Raw genomic sequence first — 12,058 nt, forward strand, 5'->3', positions numbered from 1 at the left:
TTATGACAGTAAAAAATATAATAAAAGGAGTTGGTTTAGTTTTTACAGCCTCTGTATTATTAAGTGCTTGCTCTAGTGATGATAAATTAAGAGATGAATCTATTTTTGATACTACAGAAAAACCTAAAACAGAATTAGATCAATGGATTGAAAATAAGTATACAAAGCCATATAATATTTCGGCTACTTATTTATGGGATGAATCATTAGGAAAGCCTGATAAAACATTGTTTCCTCCTAAAGTGTCTAGTGTAAAACCAGCTTTGCAAGTTATCAAGAAAATATGGATTGATACTTATACAGAGATAGGTGGTGAGGATTTTGTTAAGAAATTAGCACCTAGACAATTACATTTCATAGGAAGTTACAATCTGAATCATAATGGTACAATTGTATTAGGAGATGCTGGAGGAGGTGCGAGAATTACGATGTATAATACAGATTATATTAACTATAAAAGTTTAGCAAGTGTTAGACAGTTTGTACATACTATTCAACACGAGTATATTCATATTCTAAATCAAACTAAACCTTATGATTTGAAAGCTTGGAGTAAAGTAGCAAGTTTAAAAGGAGGATATACATCAAGTTGGTATATTGAGCGCGATGATGTTAGTAATAATTTAGGCTTCGTGACACCTTATGCTCGTAGTAATTATGATGAGGATTTTGCTGAAACGGCAGCTTTTGTACTATTGAGATCAGAGGCAGAAAAACAAGCATTTTTGAAAGATATTAAAGATGCTGAAGGGAGAAAAATTATTGAGCAGAAGTTTCAATTAGTAGAACAGTATTTTAAAAATCAGTTTGATATGGATTTTTATGCACTACGTGATGCTGCTGAGAGAAATACACAAGCAGTGATGGCAGGTGATCTAGAAGAATAATACTTATTAAGATTTAGAATTATGAAAAAATATATAACTAAAGCTTTTTTAGCAACAATAATTCTTGCTGGAATAGCTTCTTGTCAAAAAGAAGAGGATCGAGTTTTCGATGAATCTGTTGCAGAACGTCTTTCTGAGCAAGAAAAAAAATTACAAGATTTACTATTGTCTTCAGAGTATGGATGGAAATTAGTATATAATACTTCTGAAGGAGATTTTGGTAGTTATACTTATTTGATGAGATTTAAAGATACTCGTAATGTTGAAATGGTATCTGATTTTGATGCATCAGGGCCTATTAGTGAGGTTACAGAATATGCTATTCATCAAAGAGCAACTGCGAGTTTAGTATTTACAACTCGTTCCAAAATACATCAATTATCAGATCCTGCTAATTCACCGTATGCTGCAGGTAAGGGATATTATGGAGAGTATCAGTTTGGCTATTATGGTAATACTGAAAATGAGATTTATTTTCGAACTCCAAAACAAGATCAAGAGTTAACATTTGTCAAAGCAACTAAAGAAGATTGGGAAACATTTAATCAACAATATACTATGGTTGATAATATGAATTCACTATCTAAACCTTATTTTAGAGTTGTAGATGTTGAAGTAGCTGGTAAGGTTGAGAGATTCGACTTTACGAATCTAGGTTCTGTAAGAATGGTTGATTTACAAGGTAATAAACTTTTTAAAGATAGTGATTATGCTTTGACTTATAATACTAGAGGGTTTATTGTAACTCCTGCGATGGAAGTTGGAGGACAGAAGATAACATCTTTTTTATATGATGAGATAAGCGATTCCTTTATTGGAAAAGAAGGTAATGTTAAGGTTAGTTTTAAATATTCAAATAAACCTGTTGTTTGGACTGATATGAGCTATAAAAAACTATTGTCTTTACCTACTAATCCTAAAGAACCTTATTTTATGTTTAGAACAGGTAGTTCTTATCAAATTTTAGGATCTAAATTTACTTCAGTATTTCTTAGAAACAAAATTGCAGAGTATGGAAAAGGAGCCAATGGTGAATATAAAATGTCAGCAGTTAATTTAACTTTTAATACAACTGTTAATACAGGAAGTGGAGTAGTGCCTTGTGCTTTGTCAGAATATGTTTTTGAAGGAAAAAGTTACGTTTACTTCTTCCAATTAAAAGAATTACAAGGGAATGTTGTTCAAGTTGTTCCTCTAGGTTGGAATACATTAAGTTTACCTGCCCAAGTAATTGAATTAAATGATTTATTCCTAGGAGAGAATTTATATATTAGAAAAGAGAGAGGTACTGTACAATACAGTAATCCTGTTATTACTTTTATTTCTAGTAAAGCTCCTATAGTTTTACCAACATGGGATTATGATGTTATTTTTTAATTAAATATATTGATTAGTTAAAGCCGCTCACTCGAGCGGCTTTTTTTGTGGATTAAAAAGTCAGTATGTACCATTGAGTGAAATGTTTCTTTAGGATTTTTTATTATTCAAGTATATTTGTCTGCGTAATTAAATAGATAAGATGCCTTTAGTAAAAGAAATCAAAGGAATAACCTACAAGGTGTTAGTTTGGAAAGTAGAAGAGAATCTCGTGGAACTGATGAACGGTGTTATGCTACAAGAGCGCTCTGCTGAGCGATTAAAAGGAATGAAATCTGAAGTACACCAAAAGGGATTTATGGCAGTCAGACAGTTGCTGCACCATGGAGGATATAGTGATAGCGACTTGTGTTATGATATAAACGGTAGACCTAGTCTTAGTGATAGTTCATTTATCTCTATTTCGCATTCGTTTGAGTATGCTAGTATTATCATAGGCAAGGAGAATGTGGGTATAGATGTAGAAATGAAGCGCGATAAAATAAAGCGTATTGCAAATAAGTTTTGCAATGAAGAAGAACTAAACACGGCCTTAAATTCTTCGGATGAGATTGATACATTGACAGAGATATGGTGTGCGAAAGAAGCTATGTTTAAGATGTGTGAGTCACGTAGCCTGAGTTTTAAAAGTGATATGCAGGTAGAACTTAAAACGAAAGAATGTTTTGTTAATAATGAAGTTTTTAATCAAAAATTCGAATATAAAACAATAGAATTAGATAACTTTGTGTTGGTTTATGCATTAGAGTCTTAATGCAATAGTAATTTTAAAAAGATAATTAGTACTTTTGAGAAAAATATAGATGATGAAAAACAATTTTGAAAATGTTGATTACACGCTACCTGTAGCTATGGAATCTGAAGTAGTAAGAGCACAGTTTTATAAAAAGACGTATGCTACTTTAGCAGCAGGAGTATTAGCTTTTATTGTATTAGAAGCTATTATGTTGAACACACCTTTCATTGTAGAAGGGATGTTTACTATTATTGGGATGGGTAAGTTCTCATGGTTGATCGTGCTAGGTGCCTTTATGGGGATCACTTGGTATGCACAGAGACTTGCTGATAACTCAGTAGATAAAAAGGTTCAGTATGCTGGACTGTTTCTATATGTATTAGCAGAGGCATTTATCTTTGTGCCTATTTTATATATCGCTATGTCTATGACTAATGACCTTACTCTGATTTCTCAGGCAGGTATTATGACATTGGCTTTATTTGGTGGATTGACTGGAGTAGTATTTAGCTCTAATGCTAACTTCTCTTTTATGAGATCTATCCTTAGTATTGGATTCTTCTTAGCTTTAGGTACTATTATTTGTGGTATGATCTTCGGATTTAACCTTGGGTTATGGTTCTCTTTAGCGATGGTAGCTTTAGCTTCTGGATCGATCTTATACTCTACATGGCAGATTAAAAATGAATACGCAGCTAACCAACACGTACCAGCTGCTCTATCATTATTTGCTTCGTTAATGTTACTTTTCTGGTATATTCTGAGAATTGTAATGAGTAGAAACAACTAATTAGAAAGATATATTATACTTTTGAACCGCATTCCATGAAGAGTGCGGTTTTTTATTTTAAGTGTATTTGTTATGATTGACTTTTTTTTTGGAGCATATAGAGAGACTAGTACGCTTCAGATAGTGTTAGAATCTATCGTATTTATCTTTGGGATTATGAGTGTATGGTATGCAGGTAAGGAGAACATCCTTGTCTACCCTACAGGCATTATTGCTACGATTATCACTGTTTACTTACTCTATGTGATAGGATATTATGGAGATATGATTTTGAATGGGTATTATTCTATCATGAGTGTTTATGGGTGGTATAACTGGTCTAGACAGAAAGACGGAGATACTCTTCTGAAGATTAGTCGTACGAACACTAGTGAGAAGATAAAAGGACTTATCATATTCGCAGTTACTCTTGTGATCATCTATGGCGTATATCACTTCTCTGGCAAAGAGATCCTACCTGAGAACTATATAGATATTATCACATCAGGTATCTTCTTCACAGGAATGTACTATATGGCACTAAAGAAGATAGAGAACTGGACACTGTGGATTATAGGAGATATTATCTCTGTTCCGTTATATGCTTATAGAGGATATGGGATATTAGCAGTACAATTTGCTATCTTTACAGTATTAGCTACGATGGCTTATATATCGTGGTATAAAACAATAAATAGAGAAAAATGCTTAGAGAAATAATCGAAAGAGAACTGACATTTAAGGCTGTGCGCAGTAGTGGAGCTGGTGGTCAGAATGTAAATAAAGTATCGTCTAAAGTGGTTCTGTCTTGGGACTGTCTAAACTCTCAAGGAGTAACAGAAGAAGAGAGAACACTGCTATTAGAACGTCTGAAAAATAGATTTAATAAAGAAGGTGTACTTATTCTAGACGCAGATAATACACGTAGTCAGGTTAAGAATAAAGAGATTGTCATTGATCGTTTCTTTCAGTTATTAGCGATAGGATTACACATCGAGAAAGAACGTAGAGAGACGAAAACTCCTCGTAGAGTATTGCAAAAAAGAAAAGACAATAAACAACAGAATTCTTTAAAGAAAGCCTTGAGAAAGAGAGTGTTTTAACCCAAAAGGTGTTAAACATCTCTTCTTCTTAGATATAGTTGTTTTTCTCTAGAAAAACAGCCTATATTTGTACCATAAATCTCAAAGGGGTGCCGTACGGCTGAGATCATACCCATAGAACCTGGGCGGGTAATGCTGCCAAGGGAGTATATACAGTTCATTCTAGAACTGTTGTGGACTAGTGTAATTATTAATTAATAAGAATAATTGCCCCTTTTATTTGTAGATATTTTTTTTACGAATGAAAAAAACATTACTTCAATCTTTATTGTTAACTGCTGTTTGTGCAAGTTCGACCTATGCACAAGAGAAACAAGTTAAAGATTCTGTTCAACAATCAACACTTAACGAGATCGTATTATCAGCTGTGCGTGCAGATGAGAAGACGCCTATCGCTTATGCTAACTTGTCTAAGAATGAGATCGGAAAGCGCAATCTCGGACAAGATATCCCTACCATCATGTCTTATATGACCTCAGTAGTGACTACTACAGATGCCGGTAATGGGATAGGGTACTCTAGCTTCAGGGTACGAGGATCAGACGCTACACGTGTCAACGTGACCTTAAATGGGATTCCCTATAACGATGGAGAGTCACAAGGTTCGTTTTGGGTAAATATGCCAGACTTTACATCATCTGTCCAGAATCTACAGTTACAGCGCGGTGTAGGTACTTCTACTAACGGATCAGCAGCATTCGGTGCGAGTCTTAATCTAAAGACAGATGACTTCTCACATGAGGCGAATGGAGAAATCTCTAATTCTTTTGGAAGTTATAATACGCGTAAGTCTACTGTCAAGTTTAGTACAGGATTGATCAATGATAAGTTTGAGATTGCTGGTCGTCTATCAGATATGAAGTCTGATGGATATATAGACCGTGCGTCTTCTAGGATGAAGTCATACTACTTACAGGGAGTGTATGTAGGTGAGACATCATTAGTGAAGGCTGTCGTATTCGGTGGTAAACAGAAGACCTATCAAGCGTGGAATGGTGTATCTCAGGCAGACATAGATAAGTATGGTCGTCGTTATAACCCTGCAGGGAAGTATAAGGATGATCAAGGCAATACACAGTTCTATGACAATGAGACTGATAATTATATCCAGACGCACTATCAACTACATTGGAGCGAGAAGTGGTCATCAGCGTGGTCATCTAATGTGTCACTTCACTATACTAAGGGAGATGGATATTATGAGAACTATAAGACGAACCAGAAGTTTAAGACTTATGGTTTCCAACCTATCATCGTAGACGGTAAGGAGGTAAATAAGACAGACCTTATCAGACAGAAGAGTTTAGCGAATCATTTCTACGGTATGGTGTTTAATACGAGCTACACTACAGATAAGCTTAATGTAATCTTAGGTGGAGGGGCTAATAAATACGAAGGAGACCACTTCGGTAATGTGTTGTGGACTAGAGAACCTGTGAAGATAGCACCTAACTATGAGTACTACAGAGACGATGCTGTAAAGACAGACCTTAACTTCTACGCGAAGGCTACTTGGCAGTTCGCTGATCAGTGGAGCTTATATGGAGATATGCAGTATAGACGTGTTACTTATGAGGCTAACGGTATCGAGACAGGGCTAGTAGATGATAAATTTAACTTCTTTAACCCAAAAGGAGGTATTACTTATCAGTTGAATGATTCGAACCAACTATATTTCTCTTATGCTAAAGGGAATAGAGAGCCGAATAGAAAGGACTACGAAGGCGAAGGAAAACCTAAGTCTGAGAGCATGGATGACTATGAGCTAGGATGGAGATTTAAAGGAGACCGTGCTACTGTGAATGTGAATGCGTACTATATGAAGTATAGAAACCAACTTATCTTAACAGGAGAAATAAACGATGTAGGAGCCATGTTAAGAGCAAATAGTGGTGATAGTTATAGAGCAGGTATCGAGATCGATGCGAATGTGAGAATATTAGATAAGTTATATTGGGCACCTAGTATGACTATTAGTGCTAATAAGAATAAGAACTTTATGACTACAGTAGCTGATTTACCTGTAAACCTAGGTACTACGAATATCGCATTCTCTCCTGATTTTATTGCTTCTAATGCCATTACGTATTTACCTGTAGAGGGGATGAGTGTATCTCTTCTAACGAAGTTCGTAGGAGAACAATATATGGCCAACTTAGATGCTAAGGAATCAAAGCTTGATTCATACTTTATCAACGATCTAAGTGCTACTTATGAGTTCCCGATTAAAGGATGGGTAAGATCTGTAGGCGTATCTGTATTAGCAAATAATATATTTAATGTAAAATATATGTCTAATGGATATTATGACCCAGAATGGGGACCTGCTTATTATCCACAGGCAGAGTTTAATATCTTGGCAGGACTGACTATTAAGTTCTAATCCATATTAATAAACAATCTAATAGGCTAGATTATTTATAGAGACCACCATAGCGATATGGTGGTTTTTTTTGACCTCGTTTTATCGTAATGTTGCTTTTAGTAAGATGCTGTAGGTCTTATAAGATCTAATGAACTAATATAGAGAGAATGACTCTATTTGCTCTTTTTGACTTATAATGGAGAATTGTTTTTGTTTTAAATGATTGAAATATAAGTGTTTATTCTTTTTTGTTTTTATTTCGTTCGGAAGCTATTCGGTAATAACTAGTATTTACTTGGGTTGAGAAGGGGTTTACCGAACCGTACTAAATCTCTACCCGAACCATCTCCACAAGAGAGTAAGGTACAAAAAAATACTCCGATGAAGGAGTATTGATATAGATTGATAGGATTTACTTATTAATAAGTCACGAAGATATTGTCACCACTTTTTCTTACTGGATAAGGCTTCAGTTGGTTGTATTTTAACCCTGGTTTTATAGACTGCCCATTACCTAGATAGAAGGCAGGTTCCTCTCCGTTATGTTGATGTTTATTGGTACAGTATACATACGGATCATTAGGTTTTTTTTGTACTAATCTAGAGGTAACAGGGTCAAAGGCATGGTCAGGACAGGTTAGATCATAAGCGAAATATTGTGAGCCAGCGTTGAATATTGCTACACCTATAATGCCTTGACTATAATTCACATAAGTACCGTTCTGATATCTTAGGTAGTCTGCATCTGCTTGGTACAGATTTACCATAAGATTGACTTTTACATTAGGTAGATAAGGGTTGTGATACCCACTACCGCTTTTACTACATGCTATAGATATTAGTAAAGTAAATAGGATTAGAAATAATTTCTTCATTTTAATAAACTATTTGAAAAACAAATTTAATTATTTAACTTTGACAAATATAGTAGAACAGTTAATTATTGATTTAACGATAAAAATAAAAATATCTTTATAGCGAAGAATCCCGTTTTTATGGGATTTTTTCTATTTATATAAACGTGTTAATTATGAGTAAGATTTCGTATTATACTGCGGAGGGTCTTAAAAAACTAAAAGACGAGTTAGAGCAGTTGAAGAGTGTGGAGCGTCCAAAGGCATCTCAAGCTATTGCAGATGCGAGAGATAAGGGAGACTTATCTGAGAATGCAGAGTATGATGCCGCTAAGGAAGCACAAGGTTTATTAGAACTAAAAATAGCAAAAGTAGAGGAAGTAGTAGCTAATGCTAGGTTGATAGACGAATCTCAGTTAGATATGTCTAAGGCTTTAGTATTATCTAAAGTGAAAATAAAGAATCAAGCTAATGGAATGGAGATTACCTATACATTAGTAGCTGAAAGTGAAGCAGACTTAAAAGCTGCAAAAATTTCAGTAACTTCACCTATCGGAAGAGGACTTCTAGGCAAATCTGTTGGAGATGTAGCTGAGATCCAGGTTCCTAATGGAATCATGAAGTTTGAGATTCTTGAGATCACTAGAGACTAATTTTAAAAAGTATATTATGAGTTCTATTTTCACTAAAATCATTACTGGAGAAATTCCTGCCTATAAGGTAGCAGAGGATGATAATTTCCTTGCATTCTTAGATATTAATCCGAATGCAAAGGGACATACACTATGTATTCCAAAAAAGGAAATCAATAAGATTTTTGATATGGAAGAGGATCATTATATGGAATTGATGAGGTTCTCTCGTAAGGTGGCTAAGGCGTTAGAGCTAGCTGTACCGTGTAAGAGAGTAGGGATGGCTGTAGTAGGGTTAGAAGTACCTCATGTACATGTGCATTTAATCCCTCTTCAAGAAATGGATGATATGCGTTTCATTAAGAAAGAAAAGCTAACTCCAGAAGAGTTCGAGAGTGTAGCTAAAGCTATTAACAGTCATTTATAAGACTGTATGGATAATGTAACAAAGGCTGTCTAGATTATAGATCAGCCTTTTTTTTGTGATATGTGATACAGAATGTAGTTCCTTTACCTATTTCTGATTGCGTTACTTTAATCTTTCCGTTTTGGAATTCTTCTACGATTCTCTTCGTTAGAGATAGTCCTAGCCCCCATCCACGTTTTTTAGTGGTATAACCAGGCTCGAATATTTTATTAAACATCTTCTTCGGTATCCCGCTTCCTGTATCTGTTACATAGATATTGACAGTCTTCTCACTATCCTGTATCAGGATAGCTAGTTTTCCTTTTCCTTTCATGGCATCGATAGCATTCTTGATTAGGTTCTCTATAGTCCAGCTATGTAATTCCTTGTTTAGAGGAATATTAATTTCGTAGTCAGGACAGTCTAGCGTGAAGATAATCTGCTTAGAGTTTCTCAGAGAGAAATAATCAAATGACTTCCTCGTCTCTGATACGATATCTACATTAGTTAGCTTCGGTATAGACCCGATCTTAGAAAAACGATCTGCTATTATCTGAAGTTTTTTGACATCTTTTTCTATTTCATCTGTAATTTCAGGGCTTACATTATCTAGCTTCATGATCTCTACCCAACCTAATAGTGAGGATAGAGGTGTACCTATCTGATGGGCTGTTTCTTTCGCCATTCCTGTCCATAGCTTGTTCTGAGTAGCGATCTTATTACTTCTATAGAAGTAGAATAGCAGAACTGTGAAGAATAAGAATATAAGTACTAATGTGACAGGGTAGTACTTTAGCTTGGTCAGTAAGGATGAGTTACCATAATAGACATACTGAGTTTGCTTACCTACTTTTAGGATAATAGGAGGGTTCTGAAACTTCAGTTTGCGCAGTAGAGCTTCTTTTTTCTCAGGAGTATTGACTATTTGTTCGTCTATATTGTTTAGAGAGATGATCTTATCATGCTCATCTGTCTGGATAATAGGGATAGTCTTATTCTCCATGATAATCAGAAAGGGTAGAGAAACGTCAGCTTCTATAGAAGTAGCTATATCAAGTGTATTCAGCGCTTCTGCCCATATTTTCATCTTGGTTCTCTCTTCTGTCTTATAGGTTTGAAAAAAGGAATAGGTGTTCCATAGGATGACTAATAAGGTGATTAAGGCTGCAGTAATGACTGACCAACGAAATATTTCTTTTTTACTTCTCAAGTTCTGATATGGGTTTTATGAACATTTAAAAGTAATTAAAATAAATGAATTGAATTTAGTTTAATGAAGTATTAAAAATTTTATGGTTCCTAAAAGCTTTTGTAACTTTACTTTTCTTCAATTAAATATACATATGAAATCTATAGAACCTAAAGATATATCTGTAGTAGAATTACAGAGATTAATGCAGACGTCTATCGGACCTCGTCCTATAGCACTAGCAAGTACCGTAGATGCTGATGGTAGACCTAACCTGTCGCCGTTTAGCTTCTTTAATATGGTGAGTACTAACCCGCCTATATTGGTCTTCTCTCCGTCTAGACGTGTAAGAGATAATACGAATAAACATACCTTATTTAACGTACAAGCTAATCTACAAGTAGTGATTAACGTGGTGACTTATGATATGGTACAGCAGACTTCTCTATCTAGTACAGAATATAAGGATGGGGTGAATGAGTTTGTCAAATCAGGATTGACGATGGTGCCATCTGATATCGTGAAGCCATTCAGAGTCAAAGAAAGTCCAGTGCAGTATGAATGTGTGGTACAGGAGGTAATCGGACTGGGTAATGATGGAGGTGCTGGTAATCTAGTAATCTGTGAGGTGGTAAAAATACATGTCAATGAGGAAATATTAGATGAGAACGGACAGATAGATCAGCATAAGATAGATCTAGTAGCACGTATGGGAGCGAACTGGTATACTCGTGCGAATGATGGTATATTTGAAGTAGAAAAACCATTGACTACACTAGGCCTAGGAGTAGATGCTCTACCAGAAGGAGTAGTGGAGAGTGGAGTGTTCTCTGGTAATGACCTTGGAGTATTAGGTAATGTAGAGCAGCTGCCTACGGAAGAGGAGGTTGCTTCTTTTGTGAATGCAAATGAAGAGTTAAAAGAAATTTTGGTTGCTAAGAATCAAATCAATAAATTTAAATTAGCAAAAAAATATTTAGAAGAAAATAATGTACCTTTGGCTTGGAAAACAATTTTAGCCAAATAGATTGTAATTAAAAAAAGAGATTAAAATGGAAGTTACAGGAAGAATCAAATTAATTGGACATACACAAGATATCAGTTCATCATTCAGAAAGAGAGAAGTAGTAGTAACTACGGAAGAGCAATATCCTCAGCACATTATGATTGAGTTTACACAAGATAAAGTAAATTTATTAGACTCTTATCAAGTAGGTGAGCAAGTACGTGTATCTATTAATTTGAGAGGTAGAGAGTGGCAAAGTCCACAAGGAGAAATCAGATACTTTAATACAATCCAAGGGTGGAGAATAGAACACATGATGCCAGTTCAACAAGGTGGTAACATGGGACAAAACCAACAACCTTATATGGGACAACAAGATAATATGCAGTCTCAATACGGAAATGCTGGTATGCAACAACAATCTAACCAACAACAAGGTTTCGCTCAGAACAATCAAGCTCAACAAATGGGTGGGTTTAATCAAGGGCAACAAGGTGGTTTCGCTCAAAATAACCAAGCTCAACAAGGAGGATTTAACCAAAACCAACAACAAGGTTTTGCTCAGAATACTCAATCTCAACAAATGGGAGGGTTCAATCAAAACCAAAACCAACAAGGTTTTAACCAAGGACAAAGTAATATGGGACAACAGTTTCCTCCTGCTTCAAGCTATATGGAGGAAGATCACGATGATTTACCATTCTAAAAATATTCTTTTAAGATGTCCCTAAGAT

The 12,058-nt window shown here is 35.1% G+C and carries 13 protein-coding genes; 11 read left to right on the top strand and 2 right to left on the bottom strand.

All coding sequences use genetic code 11. The features are described from left to right. Window positions 1–2: 2 nt before the first annotated feature. The 7 genes from MODO_RS06455 (at window position 3) to MODO_RS06485 (ending at window position 7,255) form a co-directional block, all read left to right on the top strand. Window positions 3–887, top strand: coding sequence for a zinc-binding metallopeptidase (locus MODO_RS06455; RefSeq protein ID WP_006259759.1), 885 nt, complete (start codon window positions 3–5; stop codon window positions 885–887). A 21-nt stretch (window positions 888–908) separates the two neighbouring features. After that, complete coding sequence (locus MODO_RS06460; protein WP_006259758.1) at window positions 909–2,264, top strand: DUF4302 domain-containing protein; 1,356 nt, start codon at window positions 909–911, stop codon at window positions 2,262–2,264. A gap of 142 nt (window positions 2,265–2,406) precedes the next feature. Then, a complete protein-coding gene (locus MODO_RS06465) occupies window positions 2,407–3,018 on the top strand; it encodes a 4'-phosphopantetheinyl transferase family protein (RefSeq protein WP_006259757.1) in 612 nt (203 codons plus the stop codon). A 49-nt stretch (window positions 3,019–3,067) separates the two neighbouring features. Next, on the top strand, window positions 3,068–3,790 hold the full coding sequence (locus MODO_RS06470) for a Bax inhibitor-1/YccA family protein (protein ID WP_006259756.1): 723 nt from the start codon (window positions 3,068–3,070) through the stop codon (window positions 3,788–3,790). 72 nt (window positions 3,791–3,862) lie between these two features. After that, complete coding sequence (pnuC, locus tag MODO_RS06475) at window positions 3,863–4,489, top strand: nicotinamide riboside transporter PnuC (protein WP_006259755.1); 627 nt, start codon at window positions 3,863–3,865, stop codon at window positions 4,487–4,489. After that, the gene (gene arfB / locus MODO_RS06480; protein ID WP_006259754.1) at window positions 4,474–4,872 is read left to right on the top strand and encodes an alternative ribosome rescue aminoacyl-tRNA hydrolase ArfB; all 399 of its coding nucleotides are present in this window, start codon (window positions 4,474–4,476) and stop codon (window positions 4,870–4,872) included. The genes pnuC and arfB overlap by 16 nt, the downstream gene beginning before the upstream one ends. A gap of 241 nt (window positions 4,873–5,113) precedes the next feature. After that, window positions 5,114–7,255 (top strand): TonB-dependent receptor, encoded by a 2,142-nt coding sequence (locus MODO_RS06485; protein ID WP_006259753.1) that lies wholly within the window; start codon window positions 5,114–5,116, stop codon window positions 7,253–7,255. A gap of 401 nt (window positions 7,256–7,656) precedes the next feature. Here the strand turns inward: MODO_RS06485 and MODO_RS06490 are convergent, their stop codons facing one another. Further along, complete coding sequence (locus MODO_RS06490) at window positions 7,657–8,112, bottom strand: Rieske (2Fe-2S) protein (RefSeq protein ID WP_006259752.1); 456 nt, start codon at window positions 8,110–8,112, stop codon at window positions 7,657–7,659. A gap of 155 nt (window positions 8,113–8,267) precedes the next feature. Here MODO_RS06490 and greA point away from each other — a divergent pair, with 155 nt between their 5' ends. Together greA and MODO_RS06500 are read left to right on the top strand one after the other, a co-directional pair. After that, complete coding sequence (greA, locus tag MODO_RS06495) at window positions 8,268–8,744, top strand: transcription elongation factor GreA (protein ID WP_006259751.1); 477 nt, start codon at window positions 8,268–8,270, stop codon at window positions 8,742–8,744. A gap of 16 nt (window positions 8,745–8,760) precedes the next feature. After that, entirely contained in the window at window positions 8,761–9,150 is a 390-nt protein-coding gene (locus MODO_RS06500) for an HIT family protein (protein ID WP_006259750.1), read from the top strand. Window positions 9,151–9,184: 34 nt separating this feature from the next. On the opposite strand, the gene MODO_RS06505 is transcribed toward MODO_RS06500, so the two are convergent. Continuing rightward, window positions 9,185–10,339 carry a sensor histidine kinase gene (locus tag MODO_RS06505; RefSeq protein ID WP_006259749.1) on the bottom strand — a complete coding sequence of 385 codons (1,155 nt, stop codon included), beginning with the start codon at window positions 10,337–10,339 and terminating at the stop codon, window positions 9,185–9,187. A gap of 133 nt (window positions 10,340–10,472) precedes the next feature. Between MODO_RS06505 and MODO_RS06510 the strand changes: the two genes are divergently transcribed. Both MODO_RS06510 and MODO_RS19730 read left to right on the top strand, forming a co-directional pair. After that, window positions 10,473–11,345, top strand: coding sequence for a flavin reductase family protein (locus MODO_RS06510; RefSeq protein WP_039328628.1), 873 nt, complete (start codon window positions 10,473–10,475; stop codon window positions 11,343–11,345). Between the two features lie 25 nt (window positions 11,346–11,370). Then, on the top strand, window positions 11,371–12,030 hold the full coding sequence (locus MODO_RS19730; RefSeq protein WP_006259747.1) for a DUF3127 domain-containing protein: 660 nt from the start codon (window positions 11,371–11,373) through the stop codon (window positions 12,028–12,030). Window positions 12,031–12,058: the final 28 nt, after the last annotated feature.

Source organism: Myroides odoratimimus, from assembly GCF_001485415.1.
In the GTDB taxonomy this organism is placed as follows: Bacteria; Bacteroidota; Bacteroidia; order Flavobacteriales; family Flavobacteriaceae; genus Flavobacterium; species Flavobacterium odoratimimum.

Bases quoted from the DNA above. Each gene is read 5' to 3' on its own strand.
- MODO_RS06455 (WP_006259759.1), top strand. From the start codon at position 3: ATGACAGTAAAAAATATAATAAAAGGAGTTGGTTTAGTTTTTACAGCC.
- MODO_RS06460 (WP_006259758.1), top strand. From the start codon at position 909: ATGAAAAAATATATAACTAAAGCTTTTTTAGCAACAATAATTCTTGCT.
- MODO_RS06465 (WP_006259757.1), top strand. From the start codon at position 2,407: ATGCCTTTAGTAAAAGAAATCAAAGGAATAACCTACAAGGTGTTAGTT.
- MODO_RS06470 (WP_006259756.1), top strand. From the start codon at position 3,068: ATGATGAAAAACAATTTTGAAAATGTTGATTACACGCTACCTGTAGCT.
- pnuC (WP_006259755.1), top strand. From the start codon at position 3,863: ATGATTGACTTTTTTTTTGGAGCATATAGAGAGACTAGTACGCTTCAG.
- arfB (WP_006259754.1), top strand. From the start codon at position 4,474: ATGCTTAGAGAAATAATCGAAAGAGAACTGACATTTAAGGCTGTGCGC.
- MODO_RS06485 (WP_006259753.1), top strand. From the start codon at position 5,114: ATGAAAAAAACATTACTTCAATCTTTATTGTTAACTGCTGTTTGTGCA.
- MODO_RS06490 (WP_006259752.1), bottom strand. From the start codon at position 8,112: ATGAAGAAATTATTTCTAATCCTATTTACTTTACTAATATCTATAGCA.
- greA (WP_006259751.1), top strand. From the start codon at position 8,268: ATGAGTAAGATTTCGTATTATACTGCGGAGGGTCTTAAAAAACTAAAA.
- MODO_RS06500 (WP_006259750.1), top strand. From the start codon at position 8,761: ATGAGTTCTATTTTCACTAAAATCATTACTGGAGAAATTCCTGCCTAT.
- MODO_RS06510 (WP_039328628.1), top strand. From the start codon at position 10,473: ATGAAATCTATAGAACCTAAAGATATATCTGTAGTAGAATTACAGAGA.
- MODO_RS19730 (WP_006259747.1), top strand. From the start codon at position 11,371: ATGGAAGTTACAGGAAGAATCAAATTAATTGGACATACACAAGATATC.